Raw genomic sequence first — 24,928 nt, 5'->3', positions numbered from 1 at the left:
TGGGAAATCGCCGTGGCTCACGGGTGATTGACGGATGCTCCGGAAGCCGCTACCCCTGTACGGGTTCGGTACCGCACGGCCCCTGTTCTCCCCCTCGTCGCTGGAGGCTGCCTTGCTCCGTTCCGCGTTCCTCAGACGTGCCGCTCCGGCCGTCCTGCTCCTTCCCCTGCTGTCCGCCGCGCCGTCCGCGACCGCCGAGGAGCCCGCGGCGGGTTCCCTGCAGCGCCAGTTCGCCGCGGCGGCCGAGCGGTACGGCGTGCCGCAGAGCGTGCTGCTCGGCGTGTCGTACCTCCAGTCGCGCTGGGACGCCCACGGCGGCGCGCCGAGCGTGACCGGCGGCTACGGCCCGATGCACCTGACGGACGCGGCGACCGCGCTGGCCGAGGCGCCGCACCACTCGGACGGCGCGGAGGACGCGCGCGGCGACGACGCGCGGGCACCCCGGGTCGGACCCGGGGCGCCGCCCCCGGCGGCGGCGGAGCTGCCGCCGAGGCTGCGGACCCTGGAGCGGGCGGCGGAGCTGTCCGGACGGTCCGCGGACGAGCTGCGGACCGTCACGGCGGCGAACATCGAGGGCGGTGCGGCCCTGCTGGCCGCGGCGCAGCGCGGGGCGGGCCTGCCGACGAGCGCCGATCCGGCCGACTGGTACGGGGCGGTGGCGCGCTACTCTGGCGCCGACGACTCGGCGACGGCGGCGACGTACGCGGACGACGTGTTCGAGGTGATCCGCACCGGCGAGTCGCGGACGACGGACAGCGGCCAGGTGGTGACCCTGGCGGCCGAGCCGTCGGTCGCACCGGCCACCGGTCAGGTCGCCGCGCTCGGGCTGCGCGCGCCCGCGCGGGGCCCGGTGGAGTGCCCGCGTTCGGTGGCGTGCGAGTGGATCCCGGCGCCGTACGCGGAGTTCGGGGACGGCGACTACGGCAACCACGACCTGGGGGACCGGCCGTCCTCGCAGTCGATCGACTACATCGTGATCCACGACACCGAGGCGAGCTGGGACACCACGCTGAAGCTGGTGCAGGACCCGACGTACGTCTCGTGGCAGTACTCGCTGCGTTCCTCGGACGGGCACGTGGCGCAGCACCTGGCGCTGAAGGACGTGGGCTGGCACGCGGGCAACTGGTTCGTGAACGCCAAGTCGGTGGGGCTGGAGCACGAGGGCTTCCTCACCTCGCCGGACTCCTGGTACACGGAGGCGATGTACCGCAGCTCCGCGCGGCTGGTGCGGTACCTGGCGAAGCGGTACGGCATCCCGCTGGACCGGCAGCACGTCCTGGGCCACGACACCGTGCCGGGCACGGTGACCTCGTCGATCCGCGGGATGCACACCGACCCCGGCCCCTACTGGGACTGGGCGCACTACTTCCGGCTGCTCGGCCGGCCGATCACGCCGAGCGCGGGCGCGGACGCGGGGGTGGTGACGATCCGTCCGGAGTACGCGGCGAACCAGCCGGTGTACACGGGGTGCGTGACGGCCGGGGTGGCGTGTGCGCCCCACGGGAGCGGGGCCGTGCGCCTGTACACCGCGCCGAGCGCCGACGCGCCGCTGGTGAAGGACATCGGTCTGCGGCCGGGTGGGCAGGACTCGACCGACGGGGTCAACGACACGGGTGCGCGGGCGTCGACGGGCCAGAGCTTCGCCGTCGCCGAGCGCCAGGGCGAGTGGACGGCGATCTGGTACCTGGGGCAGAAGGCGTGGTTCCACGATCCGAAGGAGCGGCGGACGGCGGTGAACGCGCGGGGCGTGGTGCTGACGCCGAAGGAGGGGCTGGCCTCGGTGCCGGTGTACGGGCGGGCCTATCCGGAGGCCTCGGCGTATCCGGCGGGCGTGCCGGTGCAGGCGGTGTCCCCGCTGCCGTACAGGCTGCTCGCCGGGCAGCGGTACGTGGTGGGCGGCCGCACCCCGGGCGAGTACTTCTTCGCTCCGACGTTCGATCCCACGGGGCACACGGTCGTGCGCGGCCAGGAGGAGTACTACGAGATCCAGTTCGGGCATCGGGTGGCCTTCGTGAAGGCCGCTGACGTGCGGATTTCCCGGGCCTGACGGCTCCGGGAGCGGCGCACCGCGGGGGTGCCGGCCGGGCGGCGGCCCGACCGGCACCCATTGCCGTTCATATGACTATTCCGGTGTTCGCGTGAACGCGGGGGCCGAGAGGGAATGCTCGGCCGGACGACAGCCCCCGCTCATCGAAAGGCCTCCCTGGCATGGCTCAGCCCTTCGTTCTGCCGGATTTCTATGTCCCGTATCCGGCGCGGCTCAATCCCCATCTGGAGGCGGCCCGCACCCACACGCGGGACTGGGCCCGGCGGATGGGGATGCTGGAGGGCTCCGGGGTCTGGGAGGAGGCGGACCTCCAGTCCCACGACTACGCGCTGCTGTGCTCCTACACCCATCCGGACTGCGACGAGGACGCGCTCTCCCTCGTCACCGACTGGTACACGTGGGTCTTCTTCTTCGACGACCACTTCCTGGAGCTCTTCAAGCGCTCCCCCGACCGGGCGGGCGCCAAGGCCTACCTCGACCGGCTCCCGTGGTTCATGCCGGCGGACCCCGCCACGGGCATGCCCTCGCCCTCCAACCCGGTCGAGGCCGGGCTCGCCGACCTGTGGCGGCGGACCGTCCCGGCGATGTCGGAGGCCTGGCGGGTGCGGTTCGCCGAGGCGACCGAGCACCTGCTGTACGAGTCCCTGTGGGAGCTCGACAACATCGACGAGGGGCGGATCGCCAACCCCGTCGAGTACATCGAGATGCGCCGCAAGGTGGGCGGCGCGCCCTGGTCGGCGGGGCTCGTCGAGTACGCGGCGGGCGCCGAGGTCCCGGCGCAGGTGGCGTACTCCCGGCCGCTGCGGGTGCTGCGGGACGCCTTCTCCGACGCGGTGCACCTGCGCAACGACCTCTTCTCGTACCAGCGCGAGGTGGAGGACGAGGGCGAGAACAGCAACGGCGTGCTCGTCCTGGAGAAGTTCCTCGGCTGCACGACGCAGGAGGCCGCGGACGCGGTCAACGACCTCCTGACCTCGCGGCTGCACCAGTTCGAGAACACGGCGCTCACCGAAGTGCCCGCGCTCTGCCTGGAGCAGGGGCTCGGCCCCGAGGAGGCCGCGGCCATCGGCGCGTACACCAAGGGGCTGCAGGACTGGCAGTCCGGCGGGCACGAGTGGCACCTGCGCTCCAGCCGGTACATGAACGAGGGCCTGGTGAGCGGCGGGCCGCCGGTGGCGGGCGGCGGGACCGGCGGCTCCGTCAGGGACGTCCGCACCCTGTTCGGCCGCCCGGCGGCGAGCCGGCTGCGCGCGCTCACCCATGCGCCGTACCAGCCGGTCGGGCCCTCGCTGCTGCCCGAGTTCGACCTGCCGTACCCGGTGACCGTCAACCCGCACCACCAGGAGGCCAAGCGGCGTTCGGAGGAGTGGGCGGAGCGGGTGGGGCTGCTGGACGGCCTGTGGGACCGGCCGATGATGGAGGGCTTCGACTTCGCGCTGTGCGCGGCCGGGCTCGACCCCGACGCCACGCCGGAGGAGCTGGAGACCAGCACCCGGTGGCTGACCTGGGGCACCTACGCCGACGACTACTACCCCCTCGTCTTCGGCCGCTCGCGCGACCTCGTCGCCGCCAAGGAGCAGACCGACCGCCTCAAGTCCCTGATGCCGCTGGAGGATCCGGGCGTCCGCGCGCTGCCGGTGTTCAACGCGCTGGAACGTTCGCTCGCCGGGCTGTGGGCCGACACCGCCGCCCCGATGGATCCGTCCGCGCGGGCCGAGCTGCGCGGCGCCCTCGACGCGATGCTGGACAGCTGGCTGTGGGAGCTGCACAACACGGTCCAGCACCGGGTGCCCGACCCGGTCGACTACATCGAGATGCGCCGGACCACCTTCGGCTCGGAGCTGACGATGCTGCTGGCCCGGCTGGGACACCGCCGGGCGCTGCCGCCGGAGGTCTTCCGGACCGGCACCGTGCGTGCGCTGGAGAACGCGGTCGCCGACTACGGGGCGCTCGTCAACGACCTCTTCTCCTACCAGAAGGAGATCGAGGTCGAGGGCGAGGTGCACAACCTGCTGCTGGTGGTGCAGAAGTTCTTCGACTGCGACTACCCGGCCGCGGTCACGATCGTCGACGACCTGATGCGCGGGCGGCTGCGCCAGTACGAGCACCTCAAGGAGCGCGAAGTACCGCTGCTCTACGCGGACTTCGGGCTCGACGCCGAGGGCCGGGCGGCCTTCGAGGCGTATCTGCGCGAGCTGGAGGACTGGCTGGGCCGGCGTGCTCCACTGGCACCGGAACGTACGGCGGTACGGAGCGGAGGACGTCCGCTCCGGCAGCGGGACCCCGCCGCTCCGCGGGCCGCGGGGGCTGGGCACCTCGGCCGCCCGGCTCTCCGCCGCCTTCGGCTCGCCGGTGGGCTGAGGCGGAGACGACGGGACCGCCCCCGGTGGTCCGGGGGCGGTCCCGTTCAGGTCACGGCCGCAGGCCGCGCAGCTGGTCGAGTTCGCGGCGGTCGCGCTTGGTGGGGCGGCCGGCCCCGCGGTCGCGGACGGCCGCGACGGCCACCTCCTCGCGCGGCGGCGGGGGCGGACTGTTGTCCACGTACGCCTCGGCGGCCGCCGGCGGGCCGACGCGCTTGGTGAGCAGCTGCTTCACCTCGACGATCCGCTGCCGGCCGCCGTGCACGAGCCGCACCTCGTCGCCCGGCTTCACCGGCTGGGCGGGCTTGGCCCGCTCCCCGTTGACCTTGACGTGTCCGGCCCGGCAGGCCGCGGCGGCCTGGGAGCGGGTCTTGGTGAGCCGGACCGCCCAGATCCAGCTGTCGACGCGTGCGCTCATCGGCCCCCGGCCTCTCCGTCAGCCCTGCTGGAACAGCTCGGCGGGCAGCGGCTTGAGCAGCGCGTACAGGTCGTCGGTGATGGGCCGGTCCCAACTGGCGATGGTCACCAGGACGTTGTCGCTGCGGTCGAACTGCACGCAGGAGATCCGGCTCTCGGAGAGCTTCAGACGGCGCACGATCAGCAGGTTGTCCCCCTGCATGACGGGGACGTCCTCGACGTCGAGGACGTCGACCGGCTCCTCGTTCTCCAGGGCGGCGAGCAGCTGGGCCACCTCGAAGGGGATCTGCCCGTCGGCGAGCTCGCGCGCCGGGGAGCCCTCCGGGAGGTTACCGATGATCATCGCGGGTCCGCGGCCGCCGAACAGGTCGTAGCGCAGGAACACGCCCTGGCAGGTGCCGTCGGGGGCCGGGAGCAGACCGGCGCCGAGATTGCCGGGCCAGTCCCCCGGGTCCATGGCGAGGACGTCGAAGTCCGGGCCAGCGGGTGTGGCGGCGCTGCGGCGGCGGAGGAAGGACATACCGCCATGGTACGTGTCCCGGCGCGCGGTGCGGCGCGCCGGGGCGGCCTCACGGTCTGCCACTGGTCAGGGCCTGGGCGAGGCCCGCGGGGTCGGTGCCGAGCTTGCGGTAGACGGCCGAGAGCAGCCGGGTGACGGTGGCCTGGTCCACGCCCAGGACGGCGGCCGGGTCCTCGCCGCGGGCGGTCAGCTCGGCGGCGGCGCGCTCGCGGACGGTCAGCGTGTCGGTGCCCGTGGGATGGAGCGTACGGGGGCGCAGCCCGGCGGCGGCGAGCTCGGCCCTGGCGTCGTCGACGAGGCCGTCGGCGCGGCGCAGCGCGGCCCCCAGGGCGACCAGGGAGCGGGCCAGCTCGTACGCGGCGGGCGAGCGCTCCAGCCAGTCGACGGACTCCTCCAGGAGCTTGACCCGGTCGGTGTCGGCGGAGACCTCGGCGGTGACGCGGAGCGCCTGGCCGATCGCGGAGGGCGCGCCGTACTGGCGGGCCCGGGCGACGGCCGCGAGGGCGGTCTCGCGGGCCCGCGCGGGGGTCTCGCAGGCCTCGGCGAGGGCGAGGTGCAGCTGCCAGGGGCACCAGGCCGGGTTGCGCATCCCGCGCGGGTCGAGGCGGCGGCCGACGGCTTCGAGCTCGGCGGCGGCCTCTTCGGTGCGGCCGGTGGCGAGGAGCAGTTCGGCGTGGACGGTCTGGGAGTCGGGGAAGGTGACGGCGGCGGGGAAGGGCTCCCCGAAGTCGTGGGCGCGGGCGACCCGCTCGGCCTCCTCGGTGCGGCCCCGGGCGAGCAGCACCTCGATCATCACGCCCACGGCGTACCACTCGGCCGGGGTGCGGGGGCCGACGCGCTCGGCGAGCCGCAGTCCGGCGCGGACGAAGTCCTCCGCCTCGACGAGCCGGCCGCGGCGGTAGCGGATGTAGCCGAGGAGCGTGTACGCGAAGGAAAGGTGGGCGCCGCGCCAGCCCTGGCGTTCGAACTCGGCGGTGCCGGCGGCGAACAGCTCCTCGGCACGGCCCGGGCGGTCGGCGTAGAGGAAGGTGAGGGCGACGAGGACCGGCACCTCGAAGCCGCGGCTCTCGTCCGCCCAGCTGAGGCCGCCCTCCAGGGCCCGCTCGGCGTGGCCGACGGCCGTGCCGGAGGGTTCGGCGCGCAGGGTGGCGTCCCAGGCGCGCAGGCCGATGACGTACCGCTCGGTGAGATCGCGCCCGGTGAGCCGGTCGGCGAGCCGGGCGAGGCGGCGGGAGCGGGCGGGCGAGTCCGGTTCGTCGGCGCGGAAGGCGTCCCACATGAACTTCTCGGACTGCATCCGCAGCCGGCTGCGGGCGTCGGTGGTGAGCCGGGACTCGCGGCCGAGGAGCTCGGAGGCCTCGACGAGCCGGTCGCTGTGGGCGAGGACCTGGGAGAGCCGGTAGACGATGCCGTGCCGCAGCGCCGAGTCGGCGACCGGCTCCTCCAGGGCGGCGCGCAGGTGGTTGACGGTGGTGGCGGGCTCGGTGAGCAGGGAGGCGCAGCCCAGTTCGAAGAGGACGGCGGCGCGCTCGTCGTGGTCCGGGGGTTCGCGCAGGGCCCGGGCGAGGTAGCGGCGTGCGGTGTCGGGGGCGCCGGCCCGCAGCGTCTCCTGGGCGGCGGCGCGCAGGTGCTGCACGACCCAGGGGTCGCTCTCGGGATGGGTCTCGACGAGGTGGCGGGCTGCCGCCGTCGAGCCGAGTCCCGCGTCGACGACGCACCAGGCGGCCTGGCCGTGCAGGGCGACGCGGGTGGCCGCGGGGATGGCGTCGTAGACGGCGGTGGCGATCAGGGGGTGGACGAACTCCAGGGTGTCGGGCGCGGGTTCGTCCTCGGCCACGGACTGGATGCGCGGGGCCCGCGGAGCCTGCGGACCCTCGGGGGCCGACGAGGCGGCCGCGGCGGCCGGGGCGAGTACGCGGGCCTGGCGGAGGCGTTCGGCGCAGCGGGCGACCTCCTCGCCGCCCAGGCCCGCCACGGCGCCCGCGAGTTGCGGGGAGATCTCGGTGCCGAGGACCGCACAGGCCCAGGCGAGGCGGACGGTGGAGGTGCCGAAGCTCTCGATCTGGGCGATGAGGCCGCTGCCCTTGACGGCCGCGGCGAGGTCCCGCAGGGCGTGGGCGCGGTCCGCGGTGGGCTCCAGGCCCCGGTCGCGGACCCTCGCGGCGAGCTCGACCGCCTCGAAGGGGTTGCCGTTGGTGACGGCCCAGCACTCCTGGCAGAAGGCGTCGTCGGCGTGGTCGCCGACCTGGGCGCGGACCAGGCTCGCGATGGCCTCGGAGGTCAGCGGCTCCAGGCCGAGGGGGCGCTGGCCGGAGCGGCGGCCGGTGAACTCGGCTCCCGACTCGGGGAGTTCGTCGGGTCGGTAGGCGACGACCAGCAGCATGGGGAGGTCTTCGGCGCGGGGCGCGAAGGCGGAGAGCCAGCCGAGGGACTCGGGGTCGGCCCAGTGGGCGTCGTCGAGGACGACGACGAGCGGGGCGCGGCGGATCGCGAGGTGGGTGAGGACCCAGTCGAGGCCGTCGCGCAGGCCCTGCGGGTCCGGCGGGGAGCCCTCGGCGGCGGTGCACAGGCCGAGGGCGGGGCCGACGATGTCGTACCAGCCGCCCAGACGCTCGGCCAGCTCCGTGCGGGAGGCGGCGGCGAGCTGTGGCTGGAGGAGCTGGCGGGCCACGTGGAAGGCGACCCGCTGTTCCTGGTCGCCGCCGCGGGCGGAGAGGACGGTGCAGCCCTTGGCGGCGGCGCGGCGGCGGACCTCGGCCAGGAGGGTGGTCTTGCCCAGGCCCGCGGGGGCCGCGTAGGCCAGGACGCCGCCTCGGCGGGGGTGCGTGGGCGGGGTGGGGCTGCCGGGCTGGGTGGTGTTGCCCGGGTGGGTGGGGTCGGGGGTCGACAGCGGGGTCCGGGGGCTCCGCGGGGGTGGAGGTGTCCGGACTGCGACCTTCACTTCGCTTCGCGCGTTACGGGCGCCCCCACGTCCGGACACCTCCACCCCCGCTCCGCCCCCGGACCCCTCCCCGCCGTCGCCGGCCGCAGGCCGTACGAGGCGCAGGGTTGCGCCCGTGGTGAGATCGCCCTGCCCGGTCAGCAGGTTCAGGGCCTCCTCTGCCGCCGCCAGTTCGGCCTCGCGCTCGAACATGCCGAAGCCGCGGGCCCCGGTCCTGCCGGTGTGTCCTGCCATCGTCCACCCCCACGCCGGGGGCGCATACCCGGCGCACGAGGGATGCGGCCTGGGCTGTGGCCCCGCGAAAGCCCCAGCGTACGCCCGGATGCACCCTCGGGGAAAAAGATTGTGCGGATCATGTGAACGCGCCGGACGCCCGCGCCGACAGGGCGTTCAGGGTGGCCAATGCCTGTTCCGCCCGGGCGTGTTCCACGAACAGGTGATCGTGGTGGAAGCCCGCCACCACGTTGCAGCTCAGACCGGCCCCGGCCAGCTCGCGCGCCACCGCCGCCGTCAGGCCGACCGCGTCCAGCGCCGAGTGGACGCGCAGGGTGATCCAGCCCGCCACGTAGTCGTACGCCAGCGAGGCCGCGTCGGCGTCCTCCTGGCGTACGACCATCGTCAGCCCCTCCCGTTCGGCGACGGTCGCGACCGGGGAGATGCCCTCGGGGACGGGGCCGTCGACGGTGGTGAAGACGTAGCGGCCGGGGTGGAGCTCCGGTCGCATCCCGGCGACGAGCCGGGTCAGGTCGCGCTCTGCACTCATGATCACCAGCCTAGGGCGGGGAGCGGAGTGCCTCGCGCCGGGCGCTCAGGTCGTGGGCGGCTCCGAGCCCACCAGCCACATCGCGAAGAACTGGGCGCCTCCTCCGTACGCGTGTCCCATGGCCGTGCGCGCCCCGTCGACCTGGTGTTCTCCGGCCTGGCCGCGGACCTGGAGGGCGGCCTCGGCGAAGCGGATCATGCCGGACGCGCCGATGGGGTTGGTGGAGAGGACTCCGCCGGACGGGTTCACCGGGAGGTCGCCGTCCAGTTCGGTGACGCCGGCCTCGGTGAGCTTCCAGCCCTCGCCCTCTTCGGCGAAGCCCAGGTTCTCCAGCCACATCGGCTCGTACCAGGAGAAGGGGACGTACATCTCGACCGCGTCGATCTGGCGGCGCGGGTCGGTGACGCCCGCCTGCCGGTAGACGTCGGCCGCGCAGTCCCGGCCGGCCTGCGGGGAGACGAAGTCCTTGCCCGCGAAGAGGGTCGGCTCGCTGCGCATGGCGCCGCCGTGCATCCAGGCCGGCGGGCGGGGCGAACGGGCCGCGCCCGCCCGGTCGGTGAGGACCATGGCGCAGGCGCCGTCGGAGGAGGGGCAGGTCTCCGAGTAGCGGATCGGGTCCCACAGCATGGGGGACGCCTGGACCTTCTCCAGGGTGATGTCGTGCTCGTGGAGGTGCGCGTACGGGTTCTTGAGCGCGTTGCGGCGGTCCTTGTACGCGACGAGGGAGCCGATCGCGTCGGGGGCGCCGGTGCGGCGCATGTAGGCGCGCACGTGCGGGGCGAAGAAGCCGCCCGCCCCGGCGAGCAGCGGCTGCTGGAAGGGGACGGGGAGGGAGAGGCCCCACATGGCGTTCGACTCGGACTGCTTCTCGAAGGCCAGGGTCAGGACGGTGCCGTGGACGCGGGCGGCCACCAGGTTGGCGGCGACGAGCGCGGTGGAGCCTCCTACCGAACCCGCGGTGTGCACGCGGATCATCGGCTTGCCGACGGCGCCGAGGGCGTCGGCGAGGTACAGCTCCGGCATCATCACGCCCTCGAAGAAGTCCGGGGCCTTGCCGATGACGACCGCGTCGATGTCGGCCCAGGTCAGCTCGGCGTCCTCCAGGGCGCGCAGGGCCGCCTCGCGGACCAGTCCGGCCATGGAGACGTCCTGGCGGGCGGCGACGTGCTTGGTCTGGCCGATGCCGACGATCGCGACGGGCTCTTTACTCATGCGAGTCCCCTTCCAGGACGGCGACCAGGTTCTGCTGGAGGCAGGGCCCGGAGGTGGCGTGGGCCAGGGCGCGGTCGGAGGTGCCGCGGTGGATGCGGGCGGCGGCCTCGCCGATCCGGATGAGCCCCGCGGCCATCACCGGGTTGGCGGCGAGCGCCCCGCCGGAGGGGTTGACCCGGACGTCGTCGCCGAGGCCGAGGGCCTTGCGCAGGACGACCTCCTGGGAGGTGAAGGGCGCGTGGAGCTCGGCGGTGTCGACGGGCCGCTCGAAGGCTCCCGCGCGTTCGGCGGCGAGCCGGGTGGAGGGCGAGTCCGTGAGGTCGCGCACCCCGAGGGAGTGGGCCTCGATGCGGTGGTCCATGCCGGTGATCCAGGCGGGCCGGGCACAGAGTTCGCGGGCCCGGTCGCCGGCGGCGAGGATCACGGCGGCGGCGCCGTCGCCGATGGGCGGGCAGTCGCCGGTGCGCAGCGGTGCGACGACGTGCTCGCCCTGGGGGCGGGCGCCGGGCAGCTGGGCGTGCGGGTTGGCGGCGGCGTCCTGGCGGCTGCGGGCGGCGATCCGGGCGAGCGCCGGCTCGTCGGTGTCGCCCGCGTCGATCAGGGCGCGTGCCTGGAGCGCGGCGAGGGCGACGGAGTCGGGCCACAGGGGCGCCACGTAGTAGGGGTCGAGCTGGCGGGTCAGGACGTCGCGGACGGAGCCGGGCGAGGACTTGCCGTAGGAGTAGACGAGTGCCGTGTCGGCCTCGCCGGTGAGCAGCTTCACCCAGGCCTCGTACAGGGCCCAGGCGCCGTCCATCTCGACGTGCGACTCGGAGATCGGGGGCCAGGCGCCGACGCCGTCCAGGGCCATGGTGAAGGAGAAGGCGCGGCCGGCGAGGTAGTCGGAGGAGCCGGAGCAGGTGAAGCCGATGTCGGAGGTCTTCAGTCCGGTCTGCCGCAGCACCTCGTGGAGGACCGGCATCACCATCTCGACCTCGGAGAGTTCGTCGGTGCGCCGGGTGTGGTCGGTCTGGGCGAAGGCGACGATCGCCACTTCTCGGCTCACAGCAGCTCCTTGTACGTGTCGTAGTCGGCGTCCGGCTCCCCGGTGGGGCGGTAGTGGTCGGGGTAGCGGCCGCCCTCGCTCCACACGGGTTCGACCCGCAGGCCCATCCGGACCTGGTCGTAGGGGATGCCGCCGATCCGGCCGTGCAGGGCGAGCCCGGCGCCGTCGAGCGCGATGTGGGCGTAGACGTAGGGGACCTCGATGTCGAGGTTCTTCGCCTTGATGTTGACGATGCAGTACGTGGTGACCGTGCCGCGCGGGCCGACCTCGACCCGGTCGGTGGTGGCGACGCCGCAGGTGGGGCAGGCGCCGCGGGGCGGGACGTACACCTTGGCGCAGGAGGGGCAGCGTTCGCCGACGGTGCGGCGTTCGGAGAGCCCCTGGAGGTAGCGGGTCTGGGCGCGGCCGGGGCTGTAGGTGTAGTCCAGGCGGGCGTGGGCGACGATGCCGGTGACGGGGTCGGCGAAGCCGCCGTCGTGGGGCGCGGCGGCTTCGGGGGCGTCCGTGGCCTCGTACGGTTCGAAGCAGGCGATGTCGGTGATCGCGCCGCCGCGTTCGGCGGCCCAGCGGATCCGGACCCGCATGCCGGTGCGCACGGCGTCCGGGCCGGGCGCGTCGAGGGCGTGCAGGAGGGCCGTGTCGGCGCCGTCGGGCCGGACGAGCACCCAGGCGAAGGGGGTCGCGAGGGGCTGTCCGGGGCGGGGCTCGGGGTTCCAGGCCCAGGTGGTGACGGTGCCGGTGGTGGGGAGTTCGACGAGTTCGCTCAGTTCGGCGGCGGTCTCGGGGTCGTACTCGACGGGCGGGACGAGGACCCGGCCCGCCTCGGTGCGCACGCCGAGCAGGGTGCGCTCGCGCAGCCCGGTGAGGAAGGCGGACTGGACGGGTCCGAGGGAGCGGGTGAAGGGGAACTCGACGACCAGGGGGGGCCGAGAGCGTCTCGGGGGCGGATGTCATGGGGCGGCTCCTTGGTGGGTGGGGGCGCGGGGTGGCTGCGGGACCGTGCTGCGGCGTCACTCCCGCCGGTACACCGGTGCGCGCTTCTCCGCGAAGGCCTTCGCCCCCTCCTTGGCGTCCGCGGTGGCGAAGATCGGCCAGCCGCGCTTCAGTTCGGCCGCGAGGCCCTCCTCCTCGGTCATCTCCGCGGTCTCGTAGACGGAGGCCTTGACCGCCTCGACGGCCAGCGGCCCGCAGGCGTTGATCCGCTCGGCGGTCTCCAGGGCCGCGTCGAGGGCCGTGCCGTCGGGGACGACGCGGCCCACCAGGCCGATCCGCTGGGCCTCGTCGGCCGTGTAGGGGCGGCCGGTGAGGAGCATCTCCAGGGCGTGGGTGCGCGGGATCTGGCGGGGCAGCCGGACGGTGGAGCCGCCGATCGGGAAGAGGCCGCGGCGGACCTCGAAGAGGCCGAAGGTCGCGGAGGCGCCGGCGACCCGGATGTCGGTGCCCTGCAGGATCTCGGTGCCGCCCGCGACGCAGGGTCCCTCGACGGCGGCGATCACGGGTTTGCGGGGGCGATGGTGGCGCAGCATCGCCTTCCAGTGCAGGTCGGGGTCCGCGGTCATGCGGTCCCGGTAGGCCTCGCCCGCCATGCCCTTGCCGGCCAGCGCCTTGAGGTCCATGCCGGCGCAGAAGCTGCCGCCGGCCCCGGTGAGGACGACGGAGCGGATCGTGTCGTCGGCGTCGGCCTCCAGCCAGCCGTCGTAGAGGCCGACCAGCATCGGCAGCGAGAGCGCGTTCCTGGCCTCGGGCCGATTGAGGGTGAGTACGAGCGTGGCGCCTTCGCGCCGCACGGTGAGGTGCTCGGTGCTGCCGCCCATGGGCGTCTCCCGTCTCCAGTTCTGGAACAGGTTGCAGGAGTGACGGGTCCAGTTCAATAGTTTTCTGACACTCAGTCAGATTCTTCTGCGCGACCCCTTCCCCCCTCCGCCCTTCGGTGCTCTGATGACCGACCAGTGACCGACGGGTCAGTCCGGGCCAGGATCAGGAGGAACGGTGGAGTACAACCTTGCCGACCTGTTCGAATCGGTCGTCGACGTGGTCCCGGACCGCGAGGCGCTGGTCTACGTCGACCACCCCGGCACCGGTGCCGAGCGCCGGCTGACCTACGCCGGGCTCGACGCCGCGGCCAACCGCATCGCCCACCACCTGATCGACGCGGGACTGCGCCCCGGCGAACAGCTCGGCATCCACCTGTACAACGGCATCGAGTACCTGCAGACCGTGCTCGCCTGCCTCAAGGCCCGGATCGTGCCGGTGAACGTCAACTACCGGTACGTGGAGGAGGAGCTGGTCTACCTCTACCGGGACGCCGACCTGGCCGCGCTCGTCTTCGACGCGGAGTTCACCGAGCGGGTGGCGGCCGCGCAGCCGCAGACGGAGAAGCTGCGGCACCTCGTGCGGGTGGGGACCCCGCCCGAGGGCGCGCCGGCGCTCGACTGCGTGGAGTTCGCGGAGGCGGAGGCGGCCGCCTCGCCGGAGCGCGGCTTCGGACCGCGCTCGGCCGACGACCTGTTCATCATCTACACCGGCGGCACCACCGGCATGCCCAAGGGCGTGATGTGGCGCCAGGAGGACCTGTTCTTCGCGGGGCTCTTCGGCGGCGACCCCTCGGGGGAGCCCGTCAAGCGCCCCGAGGAACTGGCCGAGCGGGTCGCCGCGGGCGGCGCCGGGATCACCTTCTTCCCGACTCCCCCGCTGATGCACGGCACCTCGACGCTCACCTCGTTCGTCGCCTTCAACTACGGGCAGCGGGTGGTGGTGCACCGCAAGTACGTGCCCGAGGAGGTGCTGCGGACCATCGAGAAGGAGAAGGTCTCCAGCGTCTCCCTGGTCGGCGACGCCATGCTGCGCCCGCTGATCGACGCCCTCAACGGACCGCTCAAGGGCACCGACCTGTCGGCGCTGTTCAGCCTCTCCTCCTCGGGCGCCATCATGTCCGACACGGTCCGCGCCCAGTTCCAGGCGCTCGCGCCGAACGTGCTGCTGCTCAACAACTTCGGCTCCTCGGAGTCCGGTTCCAATGGCCGGGCCACCGACGACTCGGGCCCCGAGAAGGGCTTCCGGCTGCACGTCAACGAGCGCACCCAGGTGGTCGACCCGGCCACCCACGAGCTGGTCGGCGTCGGCGAGATCGGCCGGCTCGCCCAGCGCGGCCACGTGCCGCTCGGCTATTACAACGACCCCGCCAAGACCGCCGAGACCTTCTTCCGGAGGGGCGAGGAGCGCTGGGTGCTCCTCGGCGACATGGCCACCGTCGACGAGGAGGGCATCGTCACCGTCCTCGGCCGCGGGTCGCAGTGCATCAACACCGGCGGCGAGAAGGTGTACCCGGAGGAGGTCGAGCAGGCGCTCAAGTCCCATCCGGACGTGTACGACGCGCTGGTCGCCGGAGTGCCCGACGCCCGGTGGGGCAACCACGTGGCCGCCGTGGTCCAGCTGCGCGCCGGGGCGGACCCGCTGGACCTGGCGGCAGTCCAGGCCCACTGCCGCACCCGCCTGGCCGGCTACAAGGTGCCGCGCCAGCTGGTGCTCGCCGACCGGATCCAGCGCTCGCCCAGCGGCAAGGCGGACTACCGCTGGGCACGGTCCGTGGCGGTGTCCGCGGACGCGGAGGCCGGCGCCTGAGCCGTGTCCGCGGACACGGAGGGCGGCGCCTGACGCCGGGCGGTCAGACGCCGAACTCCCTCAGGACGGCGAGGAACTCGCGGGGCCGGGCCTGGTGCACCAGGTGCCCGGCCCCGATCGTGACCAGCCGGGCGTCCGGGACCCGCTCCGCCATTCGAGGAAGGCCGCGACCGGGCGGAGGAAGGCGCCCGGGTCGTCGTGCCCGCCGGCGAGGACGAGGACCGGGGCGGTCACCGCGCGCAGGGCCTCCGGGTGGCCTCGGGGGTGAAGGCGCCGGGCCGAGGTGGACCGCGTCGCGCATGGGCCCGCCGGGCAGGACGACCAGGGGGGCGCCCTCGCCGTGCGTCCGGTAGGCGAGTTCGGTTCCGTCGTACGTCGTGAACGTGCGGGTGTGCCGGGCCATGCCGCCGATCATGACCACGCGGGTCCGGGCGCGGCAGCCGGGTTCGCCGACAGCGCGATACGGTGGGATGTCCGCCCCCACCAGCGAAGGAAGCCGTTTCACCGTGTCCCAGACCCGTCAGGCCGAGCTGCGCGGCGACTGCGCGAACTGCTTCGGGCTGTGCTGTGTGGCCCTGCCCTTCGCCAAGTCGGCCGACTTCGCTGTGAACAAGTCCTCGGGCGACCCGTGCCGCAACCTCCAGGAGGACTTCCGCTGCGGCATCCACACCCGGCTGCGCGACAGCGGCTTCCCCGGCTGCACGGTGTACGACTGCTTCGGCGCGGGGCAGCGGGTCTCCCAGGTGACCTTCGGCGGCGTCTCCTGGCGCGAGGCCCCGGACACCGCACGGCAGATGTACGAGGTCTTCCCGGTGATGCGCCAGCTGCACGAGCTGCTGCGCTACCTGACCGAGGCACGCGCCCTGGCCGCGACCCGCGGGCTCCACGCCGAGCTCGACCGGGCGCTCGCCCGGGTGACCGCGCTCACCGAGGGCACCCCCGCCGAGCTGGAGCGCCTGGACGTGGCCCCGGTGCGGGCCGAGGTGAACCCGCTCCTCCTGCGGAGCAGCTCCCTGGTGCGGGCTGCCGTCGGCGGCAAGCCGAAGAGCCGTCGCGGCGCCGACCTGATCGGCGCCCGGCTGCGCGGGGCGAAGCTGCGCGGCGCGGACCTGCGCGGGGCGCTGCTCATCGCCGCCGACCTGTCGGGGGCGGACCTGTCGCTGGCGGACCTCATCGGCGCCGACCTGCGGGGCGCCGACCTGTCGGGGGCGGACCTGACCGGCGCGCTCTTCCTCACCCAGCCGCAGCTGAACGCGGCCCGCGGCGACACCGCCACCCGTCTGCCCGAGGGCTTCGAGCGCCCGGCGCACTGGACGCGCTGACGGCCCCGGGGCCGCTCAGAGCTCGTACACGTACGGGGTCATCGTGGTCAGCTCGGCGAAGCCCAGGCGCTTGAGGATGGGCCGGCTGGTGGGCGCCGCGTCGACCTGGACGTAGCGGTAGCCGCGGGCGATCGCCGTGCGGGCGCGGTGGAAGACGAGGGCGCGGTAGAGGCCCTTGCCGCGCCACTCGGCGACGGTGCCGCCGCCGTACAGGCCCGCGAAGTCGCAGTCCTCGGGCAGGTCGAGGCGGCCGGAGCTGACGGGGACGCCGTCGGCGAGGGCGACGACCGCGGCCACGGAGTCGGGGGCGGCGGCGAGCTGGTCGAGCATCCGGCTGACGTAGCGCGAGCTGTCGGTGCCGAAGGCCTTCTCGTGGACCTCGGCCATCATCCGCACCCCGGCCTCGTCGGTGACGGAGTGCAGCTCCACGCCGTCCGGGAGGTCCACGGAGGCGGGCAGGGAGGCGGCCTCGGCGACCATCAGGGTCTCGGACTCCTCGGCGGTGAATCCGGCGGCGAGGAGCCGGTCGGCGAGGTCGGCCGGGCCGTCGTGGCCGTACACCGTCCATTCGAAGGAGTGGCCGGCGGCGCGGAAGTGGCCGATCTGGGCGGCGATCGCCGCGTCGGCGTCCTTCGGGCCGAGGCCGGACCACAGCACGCCGTTCCAGGCGTACTCCGGTCCGGCGTGGCGGACGACGAGGCCCTCGCGTTCGACGCGGCAGCCGGGGCCGTCGGGGCGGGCGCCGATGCGGCGCTGGCGGTCGTAGAGGGTGCGCAGTGCGGTGATGTCCATGGCCGCCACCTCAGCATCCGCCGGGGTCCGCACGCCACCGGATTACCAGGTCACGGGCAGGGTCACCGGTCCCCGGTTGACCGATCCGGCGCGCCAGGCGATCCGTTCGGGCGGGACGGCGAGGGCGAGGGAGGGGAACCGGGCGAGCAGGGTGCCGAGCATCACCTCGGCCTCCACGCGGGCCAGTTGGGCGCCCGCGCAGTAGTGCGCGCCGTGGCCGAAGGCGAGGTGCGGGGCCTCGTCCCGGTCGAGGTCGAGGCGGTCGGGGTCGGTGTACACGGCGGGGTCGCGGTTGGCGGCCGGGTAGAAGACGTGGACCGCCTCCCCCTCGGCGATGGTGACCCCGCCGACCTCGATGTCGGCGGTGGCGACCCGGGGCATGCCGACGCCGTGGCGCTGCGGGATGTAGCGGAGGAGTTCGTCGACGGCCCGGGCGAGACGGCCGGGAGCGCCGGGGTCGGCGCGGAGCTTCGCCGTCTGCCGGGGGTGCGTGAGGAGCACGTACACCATGGTGGAGACGATGTTCCGGACGGCGTCCAGCCCGTTGAGGGTGAGCATGACGGCCAGCGACACCAGTTCCGGGGTGCTGATCCCGCCGGCCCCGCGGGCGGCGGCGAGTTCGCTGACCACGTCGTCGCCGGGGTGCGCGGCCCGGTGCCGGGCGAGGTCGGCGAAGTAGCCGGCGATCTCCTTCTTGACCGCCTCGCCCTCGGCTGCGGTGGTGTCGTGGCGGAGGAGCCCGGCCCGCCAGGTCTGGACGCGGTCGAGGTCGGCGGCCGGGACGCCGAGGAGTTCGGCGATGACGGTGGCGGACAGCGGTCCGACGAAGCTCTCGGCGAGGTCGGCGGGCGGTCCGGTCTCCAGGGTGCGCAGGGCGAGGGTCTCGGCCATGTGCTCGGTGTGCTCGCGCAGGGCGGTCATCCGGCGGCGGCCGAAGGCGGGGGCGATCAGCCGGCGCAGCCGGGTGTGGTCGGGCGGGTCGGCCCGGCCGACGCCGCCGGGCGGGGCGAGGGTGTGCGGGGTCATGCTGGTGATCGGCCGGCCGACGGTCCGGGCGCGGCTCAACCGCGGGTCGGCGGCGACCAGTCTGACGTCCTCGTAGCGGGTGACGAGCCAGGCGTGCCCCTCGCCGTACGGGAGGCGCACCCGGGCGACCGGCTCCTCGCGCAGGAGCCGGTGCGGGAGCGGGTCGAAGGCCGTGCCGGGCAGCGGGGACGGGACCCAGTCGTGGACCGGCCCGGTAGGGCCCTCGGGTGGGTTCATGGCGCGGGGACCGCCTCCTGCGGCCGTCCGGCGTCGTGCCGGAGCGGGGTGATCTGGTCGATGTCGTAGCGGACCCGGAGCCGCTCGACGGCTTCGTGGTCGACCGGGCCGCCGGAGCCGAGGATCTCCATGAGCTGCTCGAAGTAGCGCTCGTGGTCGGGCGGGGGCGAGGCCTGGAACAGCATGCGCGCGGGCTCGCCGGTGGGGTTGGCGAAGGCGTGCGGGCAGCCGGGCGGCACCAGGATCAGGGTGCCGGCGGTGGCCCGGACGGCGCGCTGTCCGGAGGCGGACTCCCACTCCCGCCAGCTGTCGCGGGTGCGCACGAGCGGCTCGAAGGCGAGGACGTCGAGCTCTCCCTCCAGGAGGTAGAAGAGCTCCTCGCTGTGGCCGTGGGCGTGGGCGCCGACGTCGAAGCCGGGCGGGACGAGGACCTCGAAGGTGGAGGCGGTGGGGGTGTGTTCGCCGGTCACCTTGAAGGTGACGTGCTGGGCGGCTGTGGTCAGGGTCCGGCCGTGGCCGGGCGGCACGATGAGGCCGCCGGCCCGTCCGATGGCGGTCGCGGTCATGGGGCGGCGGTTCCTCTCACCAGGTCACGGGCAGGGTCTCGGGGCCGCGGATCAGGGCGCCGCGCTGCCAGCGGATCCGGTCCTCGGGGACGGCGAGCCGCAGGTCGGGGAAGCGGGTCCACAGGGAGTCGAGGAGGATCTCGGACTCGATGCGGGCGAGCGCGGAGCCCGGGCAGTAGTGCGGGCCGTGACCGAAGGCGACGTGCGGGTTGTAGCCGCGGTCGAAGTCCAGCTTCTCCGGGTCGGGGAAGACCGAGGGGTCGCGGTTGGCGGTGAGGTACGAGACGTAGACGGGGTCGCCCTCGGCGATGCGGACGCCGCCGACCTCGACGTCCTCCAGGGCGATCCGGGAGAGGCCGACCGCGTTGCGGTGCGGGATGTAGCGCAGGAGTTCGTCGACGGCCCGCGGGAGCAGGGCGGGTTCGGCGCGCAGCCGGGCCAGGTGCTCGGGGTGGGTGAGCAGGGCGTAGACCATGTTGGCGCTGTTGTTGCGGACGGCGTGGGCGCCGCCGATCTGGATGAGGACGGCGAGGCCGACGGCCTCGTGCTCCTCCAGGGTGCCCTCGTCGACGGCGTCGGCGAGGACGGCGGCGAGGGTCTCCTTGCCGGTGCCGTGGCTGCGGCCGACGAGTTCGGTGAAGTAGCGGGCCATGTCGGCCTTGGCGCGCTCGCTGGCCTCGCGGCCCGCGCCGGCGGAGATGATGGCGTCGGACCAGGTGGCCATCAGGGGCTGGTCGCCGTCGGGGACGCCCATGAGTTCGCTGACCATGGCGAGCGGGAAGGGCCGGTTGACCAGCTCCATCAGGTCGGCGGGCGGGCCGTGCCGTTCGAGGCGGTCGAGCAGGCCGTCCATGACGTCCTGGGCGTGTTCGCGCAGGGAGCGCAGGGCCCGGGCGCTGAAGGCGCGGGCGACGACCCGGCGCATGCGGGTGTGGTCCGGCGGGTCGGCGAAGCCGACGGCGCCCTCCATGGGGATGAAGTGGGGGGCGAGGCGGGTGATGGAGCGTCCGTAGACGGCCTGACGGCTGAACCGGGGGTCCACGGAGACGAACTTGACGTCCTCGTAGCGGGTGACGAGCCAGGCGTGGCCCTCGCCGTGCGGCAGGCGCACCCGGGTGACGGGGTCCTCGTGGAGGACCTTGGCGAGGAGCGGGTCGAACTCCAGGCCGGTGAGGTCGGGGACGGCCCAGAAGTGCACGTGGGGCGTGCCGCTGCTCTCGGCGGTCCCGGTGCTCCCGGCGTTCTCGGGGTTCGGGGAGGTCGTGGTCGTGGTCATCGGGCCACCGCCGCTGTCGAGGTGAGTGAGGAGTGCAGGGGGGTCTGAGGGCTGAGGGGGGTGCGAGGGGCGTCGTCGGTCCAGCTGCCAAGGGAGATCTCGGCCGTGATGCCGGGGCCGAAGCCGGCGATGAGCCCGCGGGCGCCGGGGGCGGTCCCGCCCTCGTCGAAGAGGCGGCGCAGGGCGTCGAGGACGACGGCGCTGGCGATGTTGCCGTGCTCGGTGAGGGTGGCCCGGCTGAAGCGGAACATGTCGGGGACGACGTCCAGGTGTTTGCAGAGGTCGTCGAGGATGCGGGGGCCGCCGGCGTGGATGATGTAGAAGTCCTGGCGGCCGGCGTCCCGGCCGTGCCGGTCGGCGAGGCCGACGAGGGCGGGCGCGAGCTGCTCCATGGTGCCGGGCACGCGCTTGTCGAGCATGAAGTGGAAGCCGGTCTCGCGGACCTGGTAGGCGATCCAGTCCTCGGTGCCGGGGACCAGGTGGCAGCCATTGTGCTCCAGGAGGACGCCGGTGCCGCCGGAGCCGCGGACCACGGCGGCGGCGACGGCGTCGCCGAAGAGGCCGTTGGAGAGCAGGTTGCCGACGGTGAGGTCGGTGGGCTGGTAGCACAGCGAGCAGAACTCGCAGGCGACGATCAGCGCGTTGGCGCCGGGGTAGGCCGCGCAGAAGTCGTGCGCCCGGTTGATCGCGGCGCCGCCCGCCGCGCAGCCGAGCTGGGCGATGGGCAGCTGGCGGGTGTCGCTGCGGAAGCCCAGCTCGTTGATCATCCAGGCCGTGAGCGAGGGCATCATGAACCCGGTGCACGAGACGTACACGATGAGGTCGATGTCGCGGGCCTGGAGCCCCGCGTTGCCGAGGGCCTCGGCCACGACGGCGGGGACGCGCGCCTTGGCCTCGGTCTCGTACGTCGTGTTGCGCGCCTCGAAGCCGGGGTGGGCGAGGGTGCGCTCGATGGGCTGCACGAGCTGCCGTGTGGCGACGCCGGTGTTCTCGATCAGGCGCAGCACGAGCGGCAGCTGCTCGTGTCCCGCGTGCAGGGTGCGGGCCAGGTCGAGGGTGTCCTCCAGGGTGATCGTGTGCTCGGGCACGGCCACGGCGGGACGGCACAGGACAGGCATGGTGGTCCATTTCGTCCGGGGGTGGGGAGGGGGAGCCGGACGGGATCATCTTCCGGTCCGCTCGGCCCGGCGCAGCACCGTTCCTGCGCTCACGCGGACAATCACACCCGAATGTGTGATCTTCGCCAGACCTCCGTGACCTGCGGGAAGACGCCCCCGACGAGGCCCCGCGGGCGAGGCTGCGGGGCGGCCCGGGGGCGCGCCGCGACCGGCCGGACACCTGCGCGAAGAAAACCCGCCCCGACCCCTTGCCAAGCCCCGGGGGCCGCCGGATTTACTGAACCCGGAAGATCGACCGAATGATCGGTCGTCCGTTTTACGACGGACGGCGGCCGGTACGCGAGGCGAGGGAGTGGCGCACATGGGCGAGCTGGGCGAGCTGCTGGACGCGGGCGAGCGACTCGGACGCGACGAGCTGGAGGCGCTCCAGCTGGAACGGCTGCGCGCGACCCTGCGGCACGCCTACGAGAACGTGGCGTTCTACCGGCATGCATTCGACGGGGCCGGGGTGCGGCCCGAGGACTGCCGGAGCCTCGCCGACCTGGCCCGCTTCCCGTTCACCGCCAAGACCGACCTGCGCGAGCACTACCCCTTCGGCATGTTCGCCGTCGGCCAGTCGGAGATCCGCCGCATCCACGCCTCCAGCGGGACGACCGGCCGGCCCACCGTGGTCGGCTACACCGAGCGGGACCTGGACACCTGGGCGGACGTCGTCGCCCGCTCCCTCCGCGCGGCCGGCGCCCGCCCGGGCCACAAGGTCCACGTGGCCTACGGATACGGGCTGTTCACCGGCGGTCTCGGCGCCCACTACGGGGCCGAGCGGCTCGGCTGCACGGTGATCCCCGCCTCCGGCGGCATGACGGCCCGCCAGGTCCAGCTCATCCAGGACTTCCGGCCCGAGGTCATCATGGTGACGCCCTCGTACATGCTCACCCTGCTCGACGAGTTCGAGCGCCAGGGGATCGACCCGCGCACCACCTCGCTGAAGGTCGGCGTCTTCGGCGCGGAGCCCTGGACCGAGGAGATGCGCCGGGAGATCGAGGAGCGCTTCGACCTCGACGCCGTCGACATCTACGGGCTCTCCGAGGTGATGGGCCCGGGCGTGGCGCAGGAGTGCGTGGAGACCAAGGACGGCCTGCACATCTGGGAGGACCACTTCTACCCGGAGATCGTCGACCCGATCACCGGCGAGGTGCTGCCGGACGGGGAGGAGGGCGAGCTGGTCTTCACCTCCCTGACCAAGGAGGCCATGCCGGTGATCCGCTACCGCACCCGGGACCTCACCCGGCTGCTGCCGGGCACCGCGCGGGTCTTCCGGCGGATGGAGAAGGTCACCGGCCGCAGCGACGACATGGTGATCCTGCGCGGGGTGAACCTCTTCCCCACCCAGATCGAGGAGATCGTCCTGCGCACCCCGGCCGTCGCCCCCCACTTCCAGCTCCGGCTCACCCGCGAGGGCCGGCTGGACGCGCTGACCGTACGGGCCGAGGCGCGGCCCGGCGCGAGCCCCGGGCAGCGCCGGGAGGCGGCCCTCTCGATCGCCGCGGCGGTGAAGGACGGGATCGGGGTCTCGGTGGGCGTCGAGGTCGTCGACCCGGAGACGCTGGAGCGCTCGGTGGGGAAGATCAAGCGGATCGTGGACCTCCGGGACGGCGCGTAGCCTGGAGGGAGGAGGTGGTTGCGATGCTGGCGGACTCCCCCATAGCCGCGATCATTCCGGTCAACGACATGGCCCGCGCGAAGCGCTACTACACCGAGACCCTGGGCCTGACGCTCGTCAAGGAATCGCCCCAGGACGTGATGTTCGAGACCGGTGGATCCATGATCGGTCTGTACGAGACCCCCTACGGCGGCCAGGCGCAGCACACGCTGGCCAGCTGGAAGGTCGCCGACCTCGATGCCGAGATGAAGGAGCTGCGCTCCAAGGGCGTGGCCTTCGAGGACTACGACCTGCCCGGCCTCAAGACGGTCGACGGCGTGGTCGAGTCGGACGACATGAGGGGGGCCTGGTTCAAGGACAGCGAGGGCAACATCCTCTGCGTGCTGGAGGAGCGCCAGGGCTGAACCCGCCCCCTCGTCGTCCCGTCGTCACGCGGCCCCGAAGCGGTCGCGCAGCTCTCGCTTGAGGATCTTCCCGCTGGCGTTGCGGGGCAGCTCGTCCACGAACAGGACCCTCTTGGGGGCCTTGAAGTGGGCGAGCTTCTCCCGCGCGTGCGCGAGGAGTTCGGCCTCGGTGACCTGGCCGCGCGGGACGACGACGGCGGTGACGGCCTCGATCCAGCGCTCGTCCGGGAGACCGACGACGGCGGCCTCGGCCACCGCCGGATGGGTGTAGAGGGCGTCCTCGACCTGCCGGGAGGCGACGAGGACGCCCCCGGAGTTGATGACGTCCTTCACCCGGTCGACGACGGTGAGGTAGCCCTCCTCGTCCCGCACGGCCAGGTCGCCCGAGTGGAACCAGCCGCCGCGGAAGGCGGCCGCGGTCTCCTCCGGCTTGTCCCAGTAGCCGGAGCACAACTGCGGTGAGCGGTAGACGACTTCACCGGGGGTGCCGGGGGGCACGTCCGCGCCGTCCTCGTCGACGACCCGGGCCTCGACGTGCCGGACCGGGCGGCCGCAGGACTCCATCCGCCCCTCGTGCTCGTCGGGACCGAGGACGGTGGCGAGCGGGCCGATCTCGGACTGGCCGAAGCAGTTGTAGAAGCGCAGGCCGGGCAGGCGTGCGCGCAGCCGCTCCAGGACCGGTACGGGCATGATCGAGGCGCCGTAGTAGGCCTTGCCCAGGGCGGCGAGGTCGCGGGTGGCGAAATCGGGGTGGTTGGCGAGCCCGATCCAGACGGTCGGCGGGGCGAACAGGCTGTCGCAGCGGCCGGACGCGACCAGGTCGAAGAGGACCGCCGGCTCGGGCCCGTCGACGATGGTGTTCTCGGCGCCCACGGCCAGGTAGGGCAGCAGGAACACGTGCATCTGCGCCGAGTGGTAGAGCGGCAGCGAGTGCACCGGCCGGTCGTCCTCGCCCAGGTCGAGCGCGTCGATGGCGCTCGCGTACGCGTGGACCAGGGCCCGGTGGGTCATCATCGCGCCCTTGGGCAGGGCGGTGGTGCCCGAGGTGTAGAGCAGCTGCACCAGGTCGCCGGGGTCGCGGTCGGCGTCGTACGGCCGCGGGGCGGCGAGCGCCGCGAGGAGCGAGTCCGGGGCGTCCCGGAGGGGCCGTACGGGGAAGTCCTCCGGGACCCGGCCGGCGAGCGCCGGGTCGGCGAGCACCAGCGAACTGCCCGACTGGTGCAGGACGTAGTCCAGGTCCTCGCCGGTGAGGTGGTGGTTGACCGGCACGTGGACCAGCCCGGCCCGGGCGCAGGCGAGGAACGCGATCAGATAGGCGTCCGAGTTGTGGGCGTAGGTCGCGACCCGGTCGCCCGCCGCGAGCCCGGCGCCTTCGGGGTCCCGCAGGACGGCGGCGGCCGTCGAGACGGCGGCGTCCAGTTCGGCGTAGCTCCACGTCCGGTCCGCGTAGCGCACGGCGGTGCGGTCCGGGACGCGCTGGGCGGTCCGGCGCAGCACGCCGTCGACGGTACGGGTGAGCAGGCCGCGCTCCGGGCCTCGTTCCAGTCCTCGGTCCATGGACGCCGATCTTGGGCGGGGCGGAGCGGCGGGTCAAGTACCCC

General features: G+C 73.8%; 20 protein-coding genes and 1 pseudogene. 6 read left to right on the top strand and 15 right to left on the bottom strand.

All coding sequences use genetic code 11. The annotated features are described in order from the left end of the window. Window positions 1-34: 34 nt before the first annotated feature. Complete coding sequence (locus tag ABD981_RS06370; RefSeq protein ID WP_123954147.1) at window positions 35-2,047, top strand: N-acetylmuramoyl-L-alanine amidase; 2,013 nt, start codon at window positions 35-37, stop codon at window positions 2,045-2,047. A gap of 161 nt (window positions 2,048-2,208) precedes the next feature. Next, a pseudogene (locus tag ABD981_RS06365) lies at window positions 2,209-4,408 on the top strand (terpene synthase family protein). Window positions 4,409-4,459: 51 nt separating this feature from the next. Here ABD981_RS06365 and ABD981_RS06360 read toward each other — a convergent pair. The 8 genes from ABD981_RS06360 to ABD981_RS06325 all read right to left on the bottom strand — a co-directional run bounded on the left by ABD981_RS06360 (window position 4,460) and on the right by ABD981_RS06325 (window position 13,119). Beyond that, the gene (locus ABD981_RS06360; protein ID WP_046905852.1) at window positions 4,460-4,825 is read right to left on the bottom strand and encodes an RNA-binding S4 domain-containing protein; all 366 of its coding nucleotides are present in this window, start codon (window positions 4,823-4,825) and stop codon (window positions 4,460-4,462) included. A gap of 18 nt (window positions 4,826-4,843) precedes the next feature. Then, a complete protein-coding gene (locus tag ABD981_RS06355; protein ID WP_046905853.1) occupies window positions 4,844-5,344 on the bottom strand; it encodes a hypothetical protein in 501 nt (166 codons plus the stop codon). 49 nt (window positions 5,345-5,393) lie between these two features. Then, on the bottom strand, window positions 5,394-8,519 hold the full coding sequence (locus ABD981_RS06350; protein WP_345528275.1) for an ATP-binding protein: 3,126 nt from the start codon (window positions 8,517-8,519) through the stop codon (window positions 5,394-5,396). 118 nt (window positions 8,520-8,637) lie between these two features. Then, window positions 8,638-9,048 (bottom strand): ACT domain-containing protein, encoded by a 411-nt coding sequence (locus tag ABD981_RS06345; protein WP_046905939.1) that lies wholly within the window; start codon window positions 9,046-9,048, stop codon window positions 8,638-8,640. Window positions 9,049-9,093: 45 nt separating this feature from the next. Then, window positions 9,094-10,260 (bottom strand): thiolase domain-containing protein, encoded by a 1,167-nt coding sequence (locus ABD981_RS06340; protein WP_046905854.1) that lies wholly within the window; start codon window positions 10,258-10,260, stop codon window positions 9,094-9,096. After that, window positions 10,253-11,305 (bottom strand): thiolase domain-containing protein, encoded by a 1,053-nt coding sequence (locus ABD981_RS06335; protein WP_046905855.1) that lies wholly within the window; start codon window positions 11,303-11,305, stop codon window positions 10,253-10,255. Before ABD981_RS06335 ends, ABD981_RS06340 begins: the two co-directional genes overlap by 8 nt. Beyond that, complete coding sequence (locus ABD981_RS06330) at window positions 11,302-12,225, bottom strand: Zn-ribbon domain-containing OB-fold protein (RefSeq protein WP_345528320.1); 924 nt, start codon at window positions 12,223-12,225, stop codon at window positions 11,302-11,304. The genes ABD981_RS06335 and ABD981_RS06330 overlap by 4 nt, the downstream gene beginning before the upstream one ends. 90 nt (window positions 12,226-12,315) lie before the next feature. Beyond that, window positions 12,316-13,119, bottom strand: a complete 804-nt coding sequence (locus ABD981_RS06325) for a crotonase/enoyl-CoA hydratase family protein (RefSeq protein WP_046905857.1) — start codon at window positions 13,117-13,119, stop codon at window positions 12,316-12,318. 175 nt (window positions 13,120-13,294) lie between these two features. Here ABD981_RS06325 and ABD981_RS06320 point away from each other — a divergent pair, with 175 nt between their 5' ends. Continuing rightward, window positions 13,295-14,926, top strand: coding sequence for an acyl-CoA synthetase (locus tag ABD981_RS06320; protein ID WP_046905858.1), 1,632 nt, complete (start codon window positions 13,295-13,297; stop codon window positions 14,924-14,926). 43 nt (window positions 14,927-14,969) lie between these two features. Here ABD981_RS06320 and ABD981_RS38770 read toward each other — a convergent pair whose 3' ends face one another. Further along, window positions 14,970-15,080 (bottom strand): alpha/beta fold hydrolase, encoded by a 111-nt coding sequence (locus tag ABD981_RS38770; protein ID WP_382747585.1) that lies wholly within the window; start codon window positions 15,078-15,080, stop codon window positions 14,970-14,972. Between the two features lie 316 nt (window positions 15,081-15,396). Between ABD981_RS38770 and ABD981_RS06310 the strand changes: the two genes are divergently transcribed. Further along, window positions 15,397-16,248: a pentapeptide repeat-containing protein gene (locus ABD981_RS06310; protein ID WP_046905859.1), complete on the top strand. Its 852-nt coding sequence runs from the start codon at window positions 15,397-15,399 to the stop codon at window positions 16,246-16,248. A 15-nt stretch (window positions 16,249-16,263) separates the two neighbouring features. On the opposite strand, the gene ABD981_RS06305 is transcribed toward ABD981_RS06310, so the two are convergent. The 5 genes from ABD981_RS06305 to ABD981_RS06285 are packed head-to-tail and all read right to left on the bottom strand — an operon-like array spanning window position 16,264 to window position 21,263. Beyond that, the gene (locus ABD981_RS06305) at window positions 16,264-17,040 is read right to left on the bottom strand and encodes a GNAT family N-acetyltransferase (protein ID WP_046905860.1); all 777 of its coding nucleotides are present in this window, start codon (window positions 17,038-17,040) and stop codon (window positions 16,264-16,266) included. 42 nt (window positions 17,041-17,082) lie between these two features. Next, window positions 17,083-18,303 (bottom strand): cytochrome P450, encoded by a 1,221-nt coding sequence (locus ABD981_RS06300; RefSeq protein WP_046905861.1) that lies wholly within the window; start codon window positions 18,301-18,303, stop codon window positions 17,083-17,085. Then, window positions 18,300-18,869: a cupin domain-containing protein gene (locus ABD981_RS06295; RefSeq protein ID WP_046905862.1), complete on the bottom strand. Its 570-nt coding sequence runs from the start codon at window positions 18,867-18,869 to the stop codon at window positions 18,300-18,302. Before ABD981_RS06295 ends, ABD981_RS06300 begins: the two co-directional genes overlap by 4 nt. Window positions 18,870-18,885: 16 nt before the next feature. Continuing rightward, complete coding sequence (locus ABD981_RS06290; RefSeq protein ID WP_240495090.1) at window positions 18,886-20,145, bottom strand: cytochrome P450; 1,260 nt, start codon at window positions 20,143-20,145, stop codon at window positions 18,886-18,888. Beyond that, entirely contained in the window at window positions 20,142-21,263 is a 1,122-nt protein-coding gene (locus ABD981_RS06285; protein ID WP_046905863.1) for a type III polyketide synthase, read from the bottom strand. Before ABD981_RS06285 ends, ABD981_RS06290 begins: the two co-directional genes overlap by 4 nt. A gap of 370 nt (window positions 21,264-21,633) precedes the next feature. Between ABD981_RS06285 and paaK the strand changes: the two genes are divergently transcribed. After that, entirely contained in the window at window positions 21,634-22,923 is a 1,290-nt protein-coding gene (gene paaK / locus ABD981_RS06280; protein ID WP_123954162.1) for a phenylacetate--CoA ligase PaaK, read from the top strand. 23 nt (window positions 22,924-22,946) lie between these two features. Next, complete coding sequence (locus ABD981_RS06275) at window positions 22,947-23,327, top strand: VOC family protein (protein ID WP_046905865.1); 381 nt, start codon at window positions 22,947-22,949, stop codon at window positions 23,325-23,327. A gap of 24 nt (window positions 23,328-23,351) precedes the next feature. Here the strand turns inward: ABD981_RS06275 and ABD981_RS06270 are convergent, their stop codons facing one another. Further along, complete coding sequence (locus ABD981_RS06270; protein ID WP_046905866.1) at window positions 23,352-24,884, bottom strand: fatty acyl-CoA synthetase; 1,533 nt, start codon at window positions 24,882-24,884, stop codon at window positions 23,352-23,354. Window positions 24,885-24,928 lie beyond the last annotated feature (44 nt).

It is taken from the genome of Streptomyces showdoensis (assembly GCF_039535475.1).
GTDB classification, from domain to species: Bacteria; Actinomycetota; Actinomycetes; order Streptomycetales; family Streptomycetaceae; genus Streptomyces; species Streptomyces showdoensis.
This window is presented reverse-complemented; position numbering and strand designations above follow the sequence as displayed.

Bases quoted from the DNA above. Each gene is read 5' to 3' on its own strand.
- ABD981_RS06370 (WP_123954147.1), top strand. From the start codon at position 35: ATGCTCCGGAAGCCGCTACCCCTGTACGGGTTCGGTACCGCACGGCCC.
- ABD981_RS06360 (WP_046905852.1), bottom strand. From the start codon at position 4,825: ATGAGCGCACGCGTCGACAGCTGGATCTGGGCGGTCCGGCTCACCAAG.
- ABD981_RS06355 (WP_046905853.1), bottom strand. From the start codon at position 5,344: ATGTCCTTCCTCCGCCGCCGCAGCGCCGCCACACCCGCTGGCCCGGAC.
- ABD981_RS06350 (WP_345528275.1), bottom strand. From the start codon at position 8,519: ATGGCAGGACACACCGGCAGGACCGGGGCCCGCGGCTTCGGCATGTTC.
- ABD981_RS06345 (WP_046905939.1), bottom strand. From the start codon at position 9,048: ATGAGTGCAGAGCGCGACCTGACCCGGCTCGTCGCCGGGATGCGACCG.
- ABD981_RS06340 (WP_046905854.1), bottom strand. From the start codon at position 10,260: ATGAGTAAAGAGCCCGTCGCGATCGTCGGCATCGGCCAGACCAAGCAC.
- ABD981_RS06325 (WP_046905857.1), bottom strand. From the start codon at position 13,119: ATGGGCGGCAGCACCGAGCACCTCACCGTGCGGCGCGAAGGCGCCACG.
- ABD981_RS38770 (WP_382747585.1), bottom strand. From the start codon at position 15,080: ATGGCGGAGCGGGTCCCGGACGCCCGGCTGGTCACGATCGGGGCCGGG.
- ABD981_RS06310 (WP_046905859.1), top strand. From the start codon at position 15,397: ATGTCCGCCCCCACCAGCGAAGGAAGCCGTTTCACCGTGTCCCAGACC.
- ABD981_RS06305 (WP_046905860.1), bottom strand. From the start codon at position 17,040: ATGGACATCACCGCACTGCGCACCCTCTACGACCGCCAGCGCCGCATC.
- ABD981_RS06300 (WP_046905861.1), bottom strand. From the start codon at position 18,303: ATGAACCCACCCGAGGGCCCTACCGGGCCGGTCCACGACTGGGTCCCG.
- ABD981_RS06295 (WP_046905862.1), bottom strand. From the start codon at position 18,869: ATGACCGCGACCGCCATCGGACGGGCCGGCGGCCTCATCGTGCCGCCC.
- ABD981_RS06290 (WP_240495090.1), bottom strand. From the start codon at position 20,145: ATGACCACGACCACGACCTCCCCGAACCCCGAGAACGCCGGGAGCACC.
- ABD981_RS06285 (WP_046905863.1), bottom strand. From the start codon at position 21,263: ATGCCTGTCCTGTGCCGTCCCGCCGTGGCCGTGCCCGAGCACACGATC.
- ABD981_RS06275 (WP_046905865.1), top strand. From the start codon at position 22,947: ATGCTGGCGGACTCCCCCATAGCCGCGATCATTCCGGTCAACGACATG.
- ABD981_RS06270 (WP_046905866.1), bottom strand. From the start codon at position 24,884: ATGGACCGAGGACTGGAACGAGGCCCGGAGCGCGGCCTGCTCACCCGT.